Origin of the sequence: Kitasatospora sp. MBT63, from assembly GCF_000710465.2 — a bacterium.
Lineage (GTDB): Bacteria > Actinomycetota > Actinomycetes > Streptomycetales > Streptomycetaceae > Kitasatospora.
The window spans coordinates 1-15,848 of record NZ_JAIZ01000424.1; the positions used below are offsets into that span (position 1 = coordinate 1).

A 15,848-nucleotide genomic window follows, 5' to 3' on the forward strand; every position below is an offset into this window, starting at 1 on the left:
CGGCCGGGGCGGCGCTCTCCTCGGCCGCGGGGGCGGCCTTGGCGGCGCGCTTGGCGGCCGGGGCCTGGGCCGGGGCGGCGGCGCCGGCGAGCAGCGGGTCACCGCCGCTCTTGTCCTTGATGGCCTCGATCAGCTGGCTCTTGCGCATGCGTCCGGTACCGCTGATTCCAAGAGTCGAGGCGAGCTTCTGAAGCTCGGCCAGGACCAGGCCGTCCAGGCCCGCGGCAGCGCTACGACGGCGCCGTGCCGGAGCCGCGGGGGCGGCGGCTGCGTCCGACGCGTCGGCGTCCGGGCGCGCGCCCATCAGATCGGTGGTGTCGCTCACTAAGGGTCCTTCCCTGGAGCGGACGTCGGCCTGTCTGGCTCGGCGACCGGTTGTGCTGTCCTGACCAACGTCTGTTCGCGCTGGTCCGAGGCGGGATTCCCCCGAAAGGCTGATCCGATCGGGAGAATTGCGAAGTGCGGTGCACTGTGGTGCGAAGTGGCGCGGATGGCCGGTACTCGTGCCGGCACCGCTGCGCCTGTGAAACCCGGGCCCCCGTCGCGTTCCGGTACCCAGGGCTCCGCCCGTCCGGGCCTCAGTCTGGAGGCTGCGGGTGGGAGTCAGGTGCCGTCACGGCTTCGGGATGCGCCCCAGTCGCGCAGGCAGGCTGCGTACGCGATGTGGTGGACTCCCGGAGAATCGTGGTCCCGCGCTTCCGCAGCTCACCCGGTACGGCTGTCGGGCCGTGCGGGCGGGATGTCGGGATCGGGACGCGTCGCACCGCGCCCCGGAGGGCACCTGGTGCAGCAATGAGGTTAACACTACCGACCCCCTGACACATTCCCCAGCCCCGTCCTCGTCAATCGTGTCCGTCCTGCCAATCCGTGCGCGGACGTTCCCGCTGCTCAGCCCGGCGTGCGCCCCGCGCACCTCTACATGTCGAGGGGCAGGACGCAGGCTCCGGCGCGGTCGAGCTCCAGCCGGTGCGCGGCGAAGCCGGGCGCGAAGGCGAGCACCTTCTCGGCCCCCGCCTCGTCGGTCAGCGCCAGCACGGTCGGGCCGGCCCCGGAGATGACGGCCGGCACGCCCTCGTTGCGCAGGGCGGCGACCAGCGCGGCGCTGTCCGGCATCGCGGAGGCCCGGTAGTCCTGGTGCAGGCGGTCCTCGGTGGCGGTCAGCAGCAGTTCGGGACGGCGGGTGAGCGCCTCGACCAGCAGCGCGGCGCGGCCCGCGTTGACGGCGGCGTCGGCCAGCGGCACGGTCTTCGGCAGCAGGCCGCGCGCGGTCTCGGTGAGCACCTCGGTGGAGGGGACGAAGACGACCGGGACGACCTGCGCGGACGGCTCCAGCACGATGGTCCTCGCGCCGTCGTCGTCGGTCCAGGCGACGGTGAAGTTGCCGCGCAGACAGGCGGCGACGTTGTCGGGGTGGCCCTCGAGTTCGGAGGCGAGCGCGAGCAGCGCGTCGTCGTCGAGCAGGCCGGCGCCGCCGATGGTGACGGCGCGCGCGGCGACCAGGCCGGCGCAGATGGCGGCCGAGGAGGAACCGAGGCCACGGCCGTGCGGTATCCGGTTGGCGCAGACCACTTCGAGGCCGCGCGGCTGGCCGCCGAGGCGGTCGAAGGCGGCGCGCATCGAGCGGACCACCAGGTGGCGCTCGTCCCGGGCCAGGTTCTCCGCGCCCTCGCCGGCGATGTCGACGGTCAGTCCGGAGTCGGCGACCCGGACCACCACGTCGTCGTAGAGACCGAGGGCGAGTCCGAAGGCGTCGAAGCCCGGGCCGAGGTTGGCGCTGGTCGCGGGAACCCGGACCCTGACGGCGGCAGCGCGGAACGCGGGACCGGCCATGTGGTTGGTGTCTCCTGGGGAGTGGGACGGCCCGGTTGCGTACGGGCCAGTGGTACGGCGGCGGGGGCCCGGCCGGAAGGCTCCGGCGGAGCGGGCGACCGCAGGCCGAAGGCGCGGCCCGCCGGGAACCAGACTATCGAAGACAGGTTCCACAGCGGTACACCCCGCTCCCGTTCGATCCACCGTGTTGCCGGTTGTGGCCGGAAACCGTGCGGAAAACGGCATGGAAAAAGACAGCGGACCGACACCGGACGTGTCGTCCGGACACGGCAGGTGGGCCGCCCCGGGCGGGGCGGCCCACCGTTGACACCTGGTCAGCACGGCCGGCAGGACGGCCGGGCGCCGTCGCTCCGGGGTGGTCAGTCCAGCAGGCCCAGGCGCAGCGCCGCCGCCTCCGGGTCGATCGGGACGATCTGCGGCTGCGGGGCGCCGGCCACCGCCCAGTCCGGGTCCTTCAGGCCGTTGCCGGTGACGGTGCAGACGATCCGCTGGCCCGGGTCGACCAGCCCGGCCTCGGCCTTGGCCAGCAGGCCGGCCACCGAGGCGGCCGAGGCGGGCTCCACGAAGACACCCTCCTGCGACGCCAACAGCCGGTAGGCGGACAGGATCTGACGGTCGGTCACCTTGTCGATGAGACCGCCCGACTCGTCCCGCGCGGCGAGCGCGAAGTCCCAGGAGGCGGGGTTGCCGATCCGGATCGCGGTGGCGATGGTCTGCGGCTTGAGCACCGGGGCGCCGTCGACGATCGGGGCCGAGCCGGAGGCCTGGAAGCCCCACATCCGCGGGGTGCGGGCGGCCAGGCCGTCCGCGGCGTACTCGCGGTAGCCCTTCCAGTAGGCGGTGATGTTGCCCGCGTTGCCGACCGGCAGGACGTGGATGTCGGGGGCGTCGCCGAGCATGTCGACGATCTCGAAGGCGGCGGTCTTCTGGCCCTCGATCCGGACCGGGTTCACCGAGTTGACCAGCGCGACCGGGTACTTCTCGGACAGTTCACGCGCCAGGGTGAGGCAGTCGTCGAAGTTCCCGTCCACCTGGAGGATCTTCGCGCCGTGCACCAGCGCCTGGCCCATCTTGCCGAGCGCGATCTTGCCCTGCGGCACCAGCACGGCGGAGACCATCCCGGCCCGCACCGCGTACGCCGCGGCCGAGGCGGAGGTGTTGCCGGTGGAGGCGCAGATGACGGCCTGGGCGCCGTCCTCCTTGGCCTTGGAGATGGCCATCGTCATGCCGCGGTCCTTGAAGGACCCGGTCGGGTTGGCGCCCTCGACCTTGAGGTAGACCTCGCAGCCGGTGCGCTCGGAGAGCACCTGGGCGGGGACGAGCGGCGTACCGCCCTCCAGCAGGGTGACCACGGGGGTGTCGGCGGTGACCGGCAGCCGGTCGCGGTACTCCTCGATGAGGCCGCGCCACTGGTGGGTGTGGCCACTGGCTCTGTCGATGACGGCGTTCATGGCTGTTCCTACTCCCCTTCGACCCGCATGATGCTGGCCACGTCGCGCACGCTGTCCAGCGCGCGCAGCTTGTCGACCGTCGCCGACAGTGCGGCGTCGGTGGCGCGGTGGGTCACCACCACGAGCGAGGCGTCGCCGTCCCGGCCCTGCTGGCGCACGGTGTCGATGGACACCCCGTGCTCGGCGAAGGTGGAGGCGACCTGGGCGAGCACGCCCGCCCGGTCGTCCACGTCGAGGCTGACGTGGTAGCGGGTGACGACCTCGTCCATCGGCTTGGCGGGCAGCCGGGTGTACACCGAGTCGCCAGGGCCGGTGGCGCCGTTCAGCCGGTTGCGGCAGACCGCGACCAGGTCGCCGAGGACGGCGGAGGCGGTCGGTGCGCCGCCCGCGCCCGGACCGTAGAACATCAGCCGGCCGGCCGCCTCGGCCTCCACGAAGACCGCGTTGTACGCCTCGCGGACCGAGGCCAGCGGGTGGCTGAGCGGGATCATCGCGGGGTGCACCCGGGCGGTGACGGAGCCGCCGTCGGCGGCCCGCTCGCAGATCGCGAGGAGCTTGACCACGCAGCCCATCTGCTTGGCGGAGGCGATGTCCGCGGCGGTGACCTCGGTCAGGCCCTCGCGGTACACGTCCGCGGCGGTGACCTTGGTGTGGAAGGCGATGCCGGCCAGGATCGCGGCCTTGGCGGCGGCGTCGAAGCCCTCCACGTCGGCGGTCGGGTCGGCCTCGGCGTAGCCCAGCGCGGTGGCCTCCTCCAGCGCCTCGGAGTACCCGGCGCCGGTGGTGTCCATCTTGTCGAGGATGAAGTTGGTGGTGCCGTTGACGATGCCCAGCACCCGGTTGACCTTGTCGCCGGCCAGCGACTCGCGCAGCGGACGGATCAGCGGGATCGCGCCGGCCACCGCGGCCTCGTAGTACAGGTCGACCCCGGCCCTGGCGGCCGCCTCGTGCAGCTCGGCGCCGTCCTGGGCGAGCAGCGCCTTGTTGGCGGAGACCACCGAGGCGCCCTTGCCGATGGCCGCGAGGATGAGGTGCTTGGACGGCTCGATGCCGCCCACCACCTCGATCACCACGTCGATGTCGCCCCGGGTGACCAGGGCCTCGGCATCGGTGGTGAGCAGGTGCTCGGGCACGCCCGGGCGGGCCCGGCCGGTCCGGCGGACGGCGATGCCCACGAGCTCCACGGGCGCGCCGATCCGCGCGGCGAGGTCGTCGGCCGTCGTCGTCATGATGCGCGCCACCTCGGAGCCCACCACACCACAGCCCAGCAACGCCACCTTCAGCGGGCGCGTACGCATCATCCGACTCCGCTCTGCATTCTCGGTCTCCGACGGCGTTCGGTCGACGCCCGTCGGTCTTGGGTCACTACCAGTCTCGGGGACTTTCCGCACAGATCTACGGTCGTTCCATGATCTGAGACAAGGATTTCGTCATCCGATATCCAGGCGCAGCAGATCCTCTTCCGTCTCGCGCCGGACGATCACCCGGGCCCGGCCGTCCAGGACGGCCACCACGGGAGGCTTCAGGGCGTGGTTGTAATTGCTCGCCATCGAGCGGCAGTACGCGCCGGTGGCCGGTACCGCCAGCAGGTCGCCGGGGGCCAGGTCGGCCGGCAGGAAGGCGTCCTTGACCACGATGTCGCCGGACTCGCAGTGCTTTCCCACCACGCGGGACAGCATCGGGCCGGCGTCGCTGGTGCGGGAGGCCAGCGCCACCGAGTACTCGGCGTCGTACAGGGCGGTGCGGATGTTGTCCGACATCCCGCCGTCCACGCTGACGTAGGTGCGCAGACCCGCCAGCGGCTTCACGGTGCCCACCTCGTACAGGGTGAACGCGGTCGGGCCGACGATCGCCCGGCCGGGCTCCACCGACAGCCGCGGCACGGCCAGCCGGGCACCCTCGCACTCGCGGCCGACGATGGCGCGCAGCGCGGCGGCGATGGCGGCCGGCTCGCTCGGGTCGTCGTCGCTGGTGTACGCGATGCCGAGGCCGCCGCCGAGGTCGATCTCGGGGAGTTCGACGCCGTGCTCGTCGCGGACCGCGGCGAGCAGGCCGACCACCCGGTGGGCGGCCACCTCGAAGCCTGCGGTGTCGAAGATCTGCGAGCCGATGTGCGAGTGGATGCCGCGCAGTTCCAGCGCGGGGTGGGCGAGCACCCGGCGGACGGCCTCCAGCGCGGCGCCGCCGGCCAGCGACAGGCCGAACTTCTGGTCCTCGTGCGCGGTCGCGATGAACTCGTGGGTGTGCGCCTCGACGCCGACGGTGACCCGGATCAGCACCGGCTGCCGGACGCCCTGGCGCTCGGCGGCGGCGGCCAGCAGCTCGATCTCCTGGTACGAGTCGAGGACGACGTGCCCGACCCCGGCCTTGACCGCCTGGTCCAGCTCGGCCGCCGACTTGTTGTTGCCGTGCAGCGCGATCCGCTCCCCCGGCATCCCGGCCGCGAGTGCCACCGCGAGCTCACCGGAACTGCAGACGTCCAGCCGCAGCCCCTCCTCGTGCAGCCAGCGGACCACCGCCTTGGACAGGAACGCCTTGCCCGCGTAGTACACGTCCGCGTCCTCGCCGAAGGCGTCCCGCCAGGCGCGGGCGCGGGCCCGGAAGTCCGCCTCGTCCAGGATGTACGCCGGGGTGCCGAACTCGGCGGCGAGCGAGCGCACGTCCAGGCCGCCGACGGTGACCGCGCCGTGGGCGTCGCGGGCGACGGTGGCGGACCAGACCTTGGGGTCGAGCGCGTTGAGGTCGCTCGGCGGGGCCTGGTAGTGGCCCTCGGTCAGCACATCGCCGTGGCGGGGGCCTGCGGGGTGGGCGGAGCGGCTCATCTGGGGCCTCTTCCTGCGCTGTGCCGGGTCGGGCGGGGCCGGTCGGGTCGGGTCGGGGAGTGGGGCGAGGTGGGGCGTGAGGGGGTGCGGGCTCTTGCGCGAAGGGGCGGCGACTGTCCTGACGGACCGTCACCGCCCCCGTTGCCGCCGGGAGTTGCTGCCCGCTACATCCGCTCGGGGGCGGATACGCCGAGCAGCGTGAGGCCGTTGGCGATGACCGTGCGCGTCGCGTCGGCCAGCCAGAGGCGGGCGTGCGTGAGGTCGGTGACCTCCTCGTCGCCCTTCGGCAGGATCTGGCAGTTGTCGTAGAACCGGTGGTAGTCCCGGGCCACGTCCTCGAGGTAGCGCGCCACGTGGTGCGGCTCGCGCAGCTCGCCGGCCTTGGCGAGCACCCGCGGGAACTCACCGAGCTGGCCGAGCAGCGTGGACTCCCACTCGGTGGCGAGCAGCTCGGGCTTGAAGTCGGGGGCCTTGGTGATGCCCAGCTCGTTCGCCTTGCGCTGGACGCCGCACATCCGGGTGTGCGCGTACTGGACGTAGAAGACCGGGTTCTCGTTGGTCTGGCTGGTCAGCACGTTGATGTCGAGCGTGATGGTGGAGTCCGTGGAGGACCGCGCCAGCGTGTACCGGGCGGCGTCGACACCGATCCAGTCGACCACGTCGTCGATGGTGATGATGTTGCCGGCCCGCTTGGACATCCGGACCTCTTCGCCGTCCCGGATCATCTTGACGAACTGGCCGATCTTCACCTCGATGTTGCGGTTCATGTCGTCGCCCGCGCAGGCGGCGATGGCCTTGAGGCGGTTGACGTAACCGTGGTGGTCGGCGCCGAGCATGTAGACCGAGACCTCGGAGCCCCGGTCCCGCTTGCTCAGGTAGTAGGCGGCGTCGGCGGCGAAGTAGGTGGTCTCGCCGTCGGCCTTGATCAGGACACGGTCCTTGTCGTCGCCGAAGTCGGTGGTGCGCAGCCAGATCGCACCGTCCTGGTCGAAGACGTGGCCCTGCTCGCGCAGCCGCTCGATCGCCTGCTCGACGGCGCCCGAGTCGTGCAGCGTCTTCTCCGAGAACCACACGTCGAAGTGGGTGCCGAACTCGTCCATCGAGCGCTTGATCTCGGCGACCATGAGCTCCAGGCCCTTGGTCCGGAAGACCTGCAGCTGCTCGTCCTCGGGCAGGTCGAGCACGCCGGGGACGCCGTCCACGATCGCCTTGGCGATGTCGACGATGTACTCGCCGACGTAGCCGTCCTCCGGGACCGGCCGGCCGTTGGCGGCGGCCTGCAGGGAGATGGCGAACTTGCCGATCTGCACGCCGGCGTCGTTCAGGTAGTACTCGGTGGTGACGTCGGCGCCGGTGGCCCGCAGGACCCGGGCCAGCGAGTCGCCGACGGCCGCCCAGCGGACGCCGCCGATGTGGATCGGGCCGGTCGGGTTGGCCGACACGAACTCCAGGTTGATCTTCAGGCCCTTGAGCGCCTCGTTGCGGCCGTACCCCTCGCCGGCCTCGACGATGGTGCGGGCCAGCTCGCCCTGGGTCGCGGCGTCCAGGGTGATGTTCATGAAGCCGGGCCCGGCGATGTCCACCTTGGCGACCCCGGGCAGCTCGCGCAGGCGCGCGGCGACCAGTTCGGCGACGGCTCGCGGCGGCCGGCCGGCCGGCTTCGCGAGCTGGAGGGCCACGTTGGTGGCGTAGTCGCCGTGGTCCCTGTTCTTGGGTCGCTCGACCGTCACGTGCTCGGGCACGGCGACGGTCAGGTCGCCCGCCTCAACGACGGCGCTCACTGCGGCCAGGACTGCCTGGGAAAGCTCTGCGGGTGTCACGACGCCAAGGGTAGGCGAGAAGGGGGAGGGGCCCGCCACCCGGTTTGCCGGCTGAGACGTCGGAGATCGTCGGGGATCAGGGGTAACCCGCACCCGGCGAGCCGTGTTCGCCGAGAGCGGAATCGGTCCGGGTGGGCGTGCCGACGCCGAATCCGTACGCGAAACCGCCGGCCCGGCCGGCCGCGCCGAGCGCGCGCAGCCGGTGCACCAGTTCCAGCAGGTCCGCCGGGTCGAACGGCTTGGCCAGGTAGCCGTCCACGCCCACCGCCTCGCCGCGGCGCAGGTCGGCCGGGGTGCAGGCGCTGACTATGGCGATCGGCAGCCGGGCGGTCTCGGGCGCGGACCGCAGCCGGGCCGCGGTCCTCAGCCCGTCGAGCCGGGGCATCATCACGTCGAGGGTCACCACGTCCGGCGCCACCCGGCGGACGACCTCCAGGCACTCGGCGCCGTCGGCGGCCGTCACCACCTCGAAGCCGTCCAGCTCCAGGTTGACTCTGATCAGTTGGCGGATCACCTCGCTGTCATCCACCACGAGGACCCGCCCGGACGTTCCCGGCACATCACCGAGGGTAGCCGCGCCTCCACCCCCCCGTCCGGGCTTTGCCGAGAGCCGCCGCAGCGGCGCCCACCCGGGCCTGCCGGCCGCCGCCGACGGCCGGCGCGGACCCGCGGCGGAGCATCCGTGGACCCGCCGTGGAAACCCGTGCACGGACCACGCTGCGGGCCTGGTAATGTTCTCCACGTCGCAAGAACACCGCGGCACACAGCAGGCCCCCGTAGCTCAGGGGATAGAGCACCGCCCTCCGGAGGCGGGTGCGCAGGTTCGAATCCTGCCGGGGGCACTTCGCAAGAAGTGCTTGATCGAGGCCCAGCTCAGCGGATCATCCGCGAGGCTGGGCCTTCGTCATGTTCCGGGCCCGGTAGGGGTGGTGGTGCCCGGTGGGACCGCGGCCGGGTGCGGTGGCAGGATGCGGCCATGACCTCGGAACCGGATGGATTCCCCGTCGCCACTGTCCGGATGACCGCGCGGGCGGACGGTGTGCCGCTCGCGTTCGGCTGGGACGAGCGGGCCCGGATCAACGTGCGCAGCCTCGGGGGTGAGGTCGTCGTCGAGGCGGACGCCGCGGGACTGCGGACGCTCGCCGCCCATCTGCTGGCGCTGGCGGCGGACGGCACTCCCGACGGCAGCCACCTGCATCTCGAAGCCGGGCACGGCCTGGTCGAGGGCTCGGTCGGCCTGGTCCTGGAGCGGGACGACGAGGCGTAGGGCGGCGCCGGTACGACGGGCCGGCCGCGCGCTCACCTGCCTTCAGTGCGCCTCCCCCGACGCCGGGTTGCCCCCACGGGACCGCCGTACTCCGTCCGACCGGACGTAACGGCCCGTTCCCGGGGCCGGGGGGCGGAGCGGGGATGATGGCGGCGAGGCCTTCCCCGGCGGGAGTGCCGCTGGAGGAGCGCCGCAGGAGGAGTGCCGTGCAGATCAGCTACGTGTGCGAGCCCGGCGCCGTCGGGCCCGACGGCGGTGCCAACGAGGACGTGGTGGCGGCGGCCGGGCGGTTCGTCGTGGTGCTGGACGGGGCCACGACCAGTGGGCTGCCGACCGGGTGCGTGCACGATGTCCGTTGGCTGGCCGGGCGGTTGGCGTGGGCGCTGGCGGGGGTGCTGACCGAGCGGCCGGGGCTGGACCTGCGGGAGGTGCTGCGGGAGGGGATCGTCCGGACCCGCGGGCTGCACCCCGGCTGCGACCTGGCGAACCCGGAGAGTCCGTCGGCCACGGTCGCGCTGGTGCGCGAGCACGACGGCCGGCTGGACTGTCTGACGCTGGCGGACTCCCCCGTGGTGGTGGAGACCCACGACGGCGCGCTGACCACGGTGGTCGACGACCGGCTCGACCGGCTGCCGCCGATGGACCGGGAGACGGCGGGCCGGCTGCGCAACACCGACGCGGGGTTCTGGGTGGCGGGCACCCGGCCCGAGGCGGCCGACCGGGCGGTGACGGTCAGCTTCAGGACGGCCGAGGTACGCAGCTTCGCGCTGCTCAGCGACGGTGTCTCCCGCCTGGTCGAGCGCTTCGGGTGGAGCTGGGAACAGCTGCTGCGGACGCTGGAGAAGCAGGGCCCGGCCCATCTGGTCCGGTCGGTCCGGGAGGCCGAACTCGCGATGGCCGAGGGGAGTTTCCGGGGCAAGCGGCACGACGACGCGACCGTGGTGTTCGGTCTGCCGGTGGCCGGCTGATCCCCGCTCAGCCGGCCGCGGTCGGGTTCTGCTGGGCCGGGGTCGAGCTCGGCGGGGCCGGGGCCGGGGCCGGGGAGGGGACGGCGGGCATGGAGGCCTTGACCGCCTCGGTGTACAGGTCGCCGATGGTCCGGCCGAAGGTGGCGCTGTAGGAGGTGTCGGCGGTGTCGCCGCCCTGCTGGTAGCCGCCGATCACGCCGATCACCTGGCCGCTGGCGGTGTCGATCCACGGCCCGCCGCTGGTGCCGCCGGGGAACGACGGGCAGTCGACGCGGCGCTGGTGGGTGTCCTCGCGCTCGGTGGCGTTGGTGCACAGGAGCGGCTCCTCGCCGCCGTCGGGGTAACCGTAGAGGCGGACCTTGGTGGTGGCGCCGGCGTCGAGGCCGAGCGGGTTGCCGCCGACCACGTCCTCGATCTGCCGGCCGCCCTGGGGGGCGATCTGGAGGATGGCGAAGTCCTCGTCCTCGTCCTCGTCCTGGCTCCAGCCGTCGGTGGTGAACACCTTGGTCACCTGCCAACTGCCGTACGGCGCCTTGCCGTCGCGGTAGCCGGGGACGAAGCGCAGGCCGTCGGAGCCGGCCACGCAGTGCGCGGCGGTGAGGACCAGGTTCTTGGTGATGCTGTGGATGACGCTGGCCGAGCAGGAGTGGTGGCCGGCCGTGATCGAGCCGGTGAAGAGCGCGCCGACCCGGTCGGCCTCGCTTCCGGCCTCGGCGGTGCCGGTGCTGCCGTCGCCGCGGTAGAGGGTGGCCTGCTCGCCCTGGTGCTCGGAGCCCGCGGACGGGCCGGTGCCGGCCCGGGGGGCCGCGTCGGAGGGGTCGGTGGCGGCCTCGCCGGAGGCCTCGGCGCCGGATGACGGGTCGGCGGACGCCGGCGGCGCGGTGGACGCGTCGTCGGCGGGCCCGGCGGCCGGGGTGGCCGCGGCCGTCACGGTGGCGGCCGGGGCGGGGCGCCGGCTGGCGGCGGTGACCTGCGAGGCCAGGGTGTTGCCGCCGACGACGGCGCCCGCGAGTCCGAGCGCCAGCAGGGAGGTGACGGCGACCGGGCGGCGCACGCGCCGGCGAACCTCGTGCTGACGGCCCATCAAGGTCCCCACTCCCGCCCGTCGCGCCCGCGCGCTGTCGGCTCTCCGGTGACGCGCCCCGGGCGGCGCGTACAGTCAAAAATATGGGCGGTCGGCCTGGGAGGAGTGTGATCCGCCCCTGTGAGAGTAGTGAGAATTCGTACCCGGACACGGTAGTGCCCCGCCCGGGGCGTGATCCGGGCGGGGCGACGGCGGGGAGGACGGGGGTCCGGCACGGGCCGCGGTGGGGTTCGGGGCCGTTGCGTGGCGGCCGTCAGGCCAGCACCTGGGCGGTGGCCTCGGCGTCCTTGCCGGTGGCCTCGCCGGGGGCCGGGCGGTGGTCGATCAGGAAGAAGGCGATCACGGCCGCGCCGATCAGGATGCCCATCGCGACCGCGGTGGCGACCGCGTAGCCGTGCACTGCGCCCTGGGACTGGACCAGCGGATCGGCGGCGTTGCGGGTGGCCAGGTAGGTGGTGGTGACGCTGGCCGCGATGGTGTTCAGCAGCGCGACCCCGATCGAGCCGCCGACCTGCTGGGCGGAGTTGATGGTGGCGGAGGCCGCGCCGGCCTCGTTGGGGGCGACGCCGAGGGTGGCCAGGCTCATGGACGGCATGAACACCAGGCCCATGCCGAGGCCGAGCAGCAGTTCGGCGGGCAGCACCAGGCCGGCGTACGGGCTGTCGACCTTCATCTGGGTCAGCCAGGCCATGCCGGCGGCGGCCAGCAGCAGTCCGGGGACGATCAGGTTGCGGGACGGGATCCTGGTCATCAGCCGGGCCGCGATGCCGGTCGAGCTGATGATGATCGCGCCGACCATCGGCAGGAAGGCGACGCCCGCCAGGACCGGCGAGTATCCCTTCACCACCTGCAGGTAGTAGGTCAGGAAGAGGAACAGGCCGAACATCCCGACCACCGCGAGCCCGACCGCGAGGGCGGCGCCGCCGCGGTTGCGGTCGCCGACGATGTGGGTCGGCAGCAGGGCGTTGGGGGTCCGCCGCTCGACCAGCGCGAAGATCGCCAGCAGGGCGATGCCGCCGAGCAGGCAGGTCAGCACCAGCCAGTCGCCCCAGCCGCGCGACTCGGCCTCGGAGGTGCCGTAGACGATCGCCAGCAGGCCGCCGCAGCCGAGGAACGCGCCCGGCAGGTCCAGCTTGACCCGGTGGCCCTTGTCGATGTGGTCGCGCTTGAGCAGGTAGAAGGCGGCGAAGGCGGCGCCGATCGCGATCGGCACGTTGACGAACAGGCACCAGCGCCAGGTCAGGTACTCGGTGAGCAGGCCGCCGACCAGCAGGCCGATGCCGGCTCCGGCACCGGCGATGGCGCCGAAGACGCCGAAGGCGGTGGCGCGTTCCCTGGGGTCGGAGAAGGTGTTGGACAGCAGGGACAGCGCGGAGGGCGCGAGGATCGCGCCGAAAGCGCCCTGCAGGGCGCGGGCGGCGAACAGCATGGTGGGGTCGACGGCGAAGCCGCCGATCGCGGACGCCACCGCGAAGCCGAGCAGACCGATGGTGAAGGTCCGTTTGCGGCCGAAGAGGTCGCCGAGCCGGCCGCCGAGCAGCAGCAGACCGCCGAAGGCGAGGGTGTAGGCGGTGATCACCCATTGGCGGTCGCCGTCGGATATGCCCAGGTCCTTCTGCGCCGAGGGAAGTGCGATGTTCACGATGGTCGCGTCGAGGACGATCATCAGCTGGGCGATCGCGATCACTGCCAGCGCCCACCAGCGGCGCGGATCCGCCGCCTGGACGTCTGGGGTGGGCTGAGATGACACCGTGGGCCGCCTTCCGGAGGGGAACTGGGCTGGGGCGCACGCAAACGCTCTCTCCAGAAAAGCCCTCGGGGCGGCGATCGGCAAGGAGATTCAGACGTAAATGATGGAGTTTGTATAGTTTTGGTACCAAAGTCCGATATTGACCGGTCCGGGAATATCCGCGCCGGACGGCCGTGCGGCGGCGGGGGCGCCCCGGACCGGGCCGCCCCCACCGCCCGCGCTCACAGCGCCCCGAGCTCCGCGACCAGGTCGTCCAGGCCCAGCGAGCCCTGCGACAGCGCGGCCATGTGCCACGCCTTGGGGTCGAACTCCTCGCCGCGCGCCTCGGCGGCGGCGCGGGCGGCGGCCCGGCCCTGCAGCCAGGCCCGCTCGCCGAGCTTGTAGCCGATCGCCTGGCCGGGCAGGCCCAGGTAGCGGATCAGCTCGCTGTCCAGGAACTCGGCGGACAGGCCGCAGTAGCGGCCGAAGAACTCCCGGGCGCCGTCCGGCAGCACCGGCTCGCCGGGCTTGAACGGGGAGTCCTCCGGGAAGTCCAGGCCGACGTGCATGCCGATGTCGACGATGACCCGCAGCGCCCGCATCATCTGGGCGTTGAGGTAGCCCAGCCGGTGGCCGGGGTCGGTGAGGTAGCCGAGCTCGTCCATCAGGCGCTCGGCGTACAGCGCCCAGCCCTCGACGTTGGCGCTGACGCCGCCCAGGGTGACCTGGTACGTGGAGAGCCGGTCGGCCACGTAGGTCCACTGGGCCAGCTGCAGGTGGTGGCCGGGCACGCCCTCGTGGTACCAGGTGGAGACCAGGTCCCAGACCGGGAACGACTCCCGGCCCAGGGTCGGCAGCCAGGTCCGGCCCGGGCGGGAGAAGTCCAGCGAGGGCTGGGTGTAGTACGGGGCGGCGGCGCTGCCGGCCGGGGCCAGCTTCGACTCGACCTTGAGCAGCGGCTCGGCGAGGTCGAAGTGGGTGCCCTGGAGGTCGTTGATGGCCTGGTCCATCAGGCCCTGGAGGTACTCGCGGGCGGCGTCGGCGCCCTTGATGGCCGGCCCGTCGGTCTCCAGCCACTTCATGGCTTCCATCGGGGTCGAGCCCGGGCGGACCTTCTCGGCCTCCACCCGCATCTGCGCCTCGAGGTCGTGGAACTGGCCCCAGGCCCAGCGGTACGCCTCGTCCAGGTCCAGGTCGGCGCCGGTCCAGTAGCGCACCCAGCGGGCGTAGCGCTCGCGGCCGACCGGGTCGGGGGTGCCGGCCGCGCCCGGCCCGTACACCCCGCCCAGCCAGTCGCGGAAGTCGGCCAGCGCGGCGGTGGCCTCGACGGCCGCGCCGGACAGCTGGTCGGCGAGCGGGGCGGGCGCGTCCTGGACGAAGGTGCCGAACCAGCCGCCGGGGACCTCCCCGGCCACCCACTCGTCGATCTGCCCGATCACGGTGGTGACCTGGCGCGGACCGGCGTACAGGCCGCGGGCGGCGCCCTCGGCCAGCGAGCTGCGGTACTGCTCCACCGCGGTGGGCACCTTGGCCAGGCGGCGGGCGATCAGCTGCCAGTCGTGCTCGGTCTCGGTGGGCATCAGGGTGAAGGCCTCGCGCACGTTGTGCAGCGGCGAGCCCAGGTTGCGCAGCGAGCGCAGGTGCTCGCCGGCGTCGTGCACGGCGAGTTCGGCGGTCAGCCGCTCGCGCAGCAGCTTGGCGCAGCGCTGCTCGGCCTCGTCCGGGCCGCCCCGGGCGGCGCCGGCGCTCTCGGCGGCGTCGAGTTCGGCGAGGGTGCGGCGGGCGAGACCGGCGACGGCGTCGCTGCCGGCCGGGGAGAGGTCGGGGAGCCGGTCGTCCTCCGGGTTGAGGCCGAGGTAGATCGCGGTCAGCGGATCGAGCTCGGCGAGGGCGTGCACGTAGGCGTCGGCGACACGGCGCGGGGTGGGGCCGTCTTCGGATTCGGTGATCAGTTCATCAGCCATCCGGCCATCTTTTCGTAGCCGGTCGTGATTTCAAGACCTTCTCGGTCTGGGCTTTCGGCACCCCGGCGCGGTACGTACGGTGCTGACGGACCGTCCGGTGTGGTGGTTTCGGCCGATGCGTCACGGTCCGGGCGTCACGGTCCGGGCGGGGCGGCGGTCGGCGGAGGGGCGGCGCGGGCGCCGCCGGGACCGCCAGGACCGCCAGGACCGGCCCGGGTCCCAGGTCGGCCGACCGGTGGTGAAGCCGTGGAAGCCCAGGCCGATCAGGACCGCGCAGAAGTGCCCGAGGTCGGTGAAGGTGTGCGAGGTGATCAGCGGCACCAGGTAGACGGTCAGCAGCGCGCCGCCGTACAGCAGCCGCCAGCGGCCGGCGAAGCGGTAGGTGAGCACGCCCTGGACGCCGGCCAGGGCGTAGGACACCCCGACGTCGACGGTGTCGGCCATGTTCGCCGGCAGCCGTCCCGAGGCGACGCCCCAGGCGACCACCCCTTCGCTGATCAGGGTGGCCAGGACATGGGCGGTGAGCGCGACGGTGAGCCAGCGGGCGGTCCCCAGCCACCGCTCGGCGGGGACGTGGAACAGGTGGAAAAGCACGACGTAGGACAGGAAGTCGCCCTGCTCGGTCCAGACCGCGCTGGCCAGCAGGGCGTGCACCGGGCGGCTGCCGAGCTGTTCCAGGTTGGTGCTGCGCTTGGTCAGGAACCAGTCCAGGTACCGCGGGTCCATCCGGCTGACGATCAGGCTGGTGATCCCCAGCAGCAGCAGCCAGACGTAGGTGCCGGGCGCCGCCCGGATCCACCGCCACAGGGCCCCGGGCGCCGCCCGGACGGCCGGCCCGAGGGCCGCCCGGCGGGCCTGGTACCGCTCCCGGGCGCTGCGCCGCATCCCGCCGTTCCTCCTCGCTCCGCCGACC

Annotated in this window: 13 protein-coding genes and 1 tRNA gene; 3 read left to right on the forward strand and 11 right to left on the reverse strand. The window is 73.0% G+C overall.

The window, feature by feature from the left end; genetic code table 11:
- The 7 genes from AA75_RS23425 to AA75_RS23455 form a co-directional block, all read right to left on the reverse strand.
- A partial coding sequence (locus AA75_RS23425; RefSeq protein ID WP_033822171.1) for a Rho termination factor N-terminal domain-containing protein occupies window positions 1–325 on the reverse strand: 325 nt, incomplete at its 3' end.
- Window positions 326–915: 590 nt separating this feature from the next.
- Window positions 916–1,830 carry a homoserine kinase gene (gene thrB / locus AA75_RS23430; protein ID WP_033822172.1) on the reverse strand — a complete coding sequence of 305 codons (915 nt, stop codon included), beginning with the start codon at window positions 1,828–1,830 and terminating at the stop codon, window positions 916–918.
- 359 nt (window positions 1,831–2,189) lie between these two features.
- Window positions 2,190–3,281 (reverse strand): threonine synthase, encoded by a 1,092-nt coding sequence (gene thrC / locus AA75_RS23435; protein WP_033822173.1) that lies wholly within the window; start codon window positions 3,279–3,281, stop codon window positions 2,190–2,192.
- Between the two features lie 8 nt (window positions 3,282–3,289).
- On the reverse strand, window positions 3,290–4,582 hold the full coding sequence (locus AA75_RS23440; RefSeq protein WP_033822174.1) for a homoserine dehydrogenase: 1,293 nt from the start codon (window positions 4,580–4,582) through the stop codon (window positions 3,290–3,292).
- 129 nt (window positions 4,583–4,711) lie between these two features.
- Complete coding sequence (lysA, locus tag AA75_RS23445; protein ID WP_033822175.1) at window positions 4,712–6,103, reverse strand: diaminopimelate decarboxylase; 1,392 nt, start codon at window positions 6,101–6,103, stop codon at window positions 4,712–4,714.
- A 164-nt stretch (window positions 6,104–6,267) separates the two neighbouring features.
- Window positions 6,268–7,923: an arginine--tRNA ligase gene (gene argS, locus AA75_RS23450; protein WP_033822176.1), complete on the reverse strand. Its 1,656-nt coding sequence runs from the start codon at window positions 7,921–7,923 to the stop codon at window positions 6,268–6,270.
- A gap of 76 nt (window positions 7,924–7,999) precedes the next feature.
- Complete coding sequence (locus tag AA75_RS23455) at window positions 8,000–8,482, reverse strand: response regulator (protein WP_082526764.1); 483 nt, start codon at window positions 8,480–8,482, stop codon at window positions 8,000–8,002.
- Window positions 8,483–8,693: 211 nt separating this feature from the next.
- On the opposite strand from AA75_RS23455, the gene AA75_RS23460 reads away from it, so the two are divergent.
- From AA75_RS23460 to AA75_RS23470, 3 genes are all read left to right on the forward strand, one after another.
- A tRNA-Arg gene (locus AA75_RS23460) sits at window positions 8,694–8,765 on the forward strand.
- 134 nt (window positions 8,766–8,899) lie between these two features.
- The gene (locus tag AA75_RS23465) at window positions 8,900–9,190 is read left to right on the forward strand and encodes a hypothetical protein (RefSeq protein WP_233289151.1); all 291 of its coding nucleotides are present in this window, start codon (window positions 8,900–8,902) and stop codon (window positions 9,188–9,190) included.
- A gap of 206 nt (window positions 9,191–9,396) precedes the next feature.
- The gene (locus tag AA75_RS23470; protein WP_033822177.1) at window positions 9,397–10,158 is read left to right on the forward strand and encodes a protein phosphatase 2C domain-containing protein; all 762 of its coding nucleotides are present in this window, start codon (window positions 9,397–9,399) and stop codon (window positions 10,156–10,158) included.
- Between the two features lie 7 nt (window positions 10,159–10,165).
- On the opposite strand, the gene AA75_RS23475 is transcribed toward AA75_RS23470, so the two are convergent.
- The 4 genes from AA75_RS23475 to AA75_RS23490 all read right to left on the reverse strand — a co-directional run.
- Complete coding sequence (locus AA75_RS23475; RefSeq protein WP_051813141.1) at window positions 10,166–11,242, reverse strand: serine protease; 1,077 nt, start codon at window positions 11,240–11,242, stop codon at window positions 10,166–10,168.
- 253 nt (window positions 11,243–11,495) lie between these two features.
- On the reverse strand, window positions 11,496–12,908 hold the full coding sequence (locus tag AA75_RS23480) for an MFS transporter (protein ID WP_033822184.1): 1,413 nt from the start codon (window positions 12,906–12,908) through the stop codon (window positions 11,496–11,498).
- 305 nt (window positions 12,909–13,213) lie between these two features.
- Complete coding sequence (locus AA75_RS23485) at window positions 13,214–14,935, reverse strand: DUF885 domain-containing protein (protein WP_033822178.1); 1,722 nt, start codon at window positions 14,933–14,935, stop codon at window positions 13,214–13,216.
- A gap of 120 nt (window positions 14,936–15,055) precedes the next feature.
- Window positions 15,056–15,848: rhomboid-like protein (locus AA75_RS23490; protein WP_368666604.1), on the reverse strand; the 793-nt coding region annotated here is incomplete at its 5' end.

Coding starts and splice junctions, on each gene's coding strand:
- AA75_RS23465 (WP_233289151.1), top strand. CDS start 8,900: ATGACCTCGGAACCGGATGGATTCCCCGTCGCCACTGTCCGGATGACC.
- thrB (WP_033822172.1), bottom strand. CDS start 1,830: ATGGCCGGTCCCGCGTTCCGCGCTGCCGCCGTCAGGGTCCGGGTTCCC.
- lysA (WP_033822175.1), bottom strand. CDS start 6,103: ATGAGCCGCTCCGCCCACCCCGCAGGCCCCCGCCACGGCGATGTGCTG.
- thrC (WP_033822173.1), bottom strand. CDS start 3,281: ATGAACGCCGTCATCGACAGAGCCAGTGGCCACACCCACCAGTGGCGC.
- AA75_RS23475 (WP_051813141.1), bottom strand. CDS start 11,242: ATGGGCCGTCAGCACGAGGTTCGCCGGCGCGTGCGCCGCCCGGTCGCC.
- AA75_RS23440 (WP_033822174.1), bottom strand. CDS start 4,582: ATGATGCGTACGCGCCCGCTGAAGGTGGCGTTGCTGGGCTGTGGTGTG.
- AA75_RS23480 (WP_033822184.1), bottom strand. CDS start 12,908: ATGATCGTCCTCGACGCGACCATCGTGAACATCGCACTTCCCTCGGCG.
- AA75_RS23485 (WP_033822178.1), bottom strand. CDS start 14,935: ATGGCTGATGAACTGATCACCGAATCCGAAGACGGCCCCACCCCGCGC.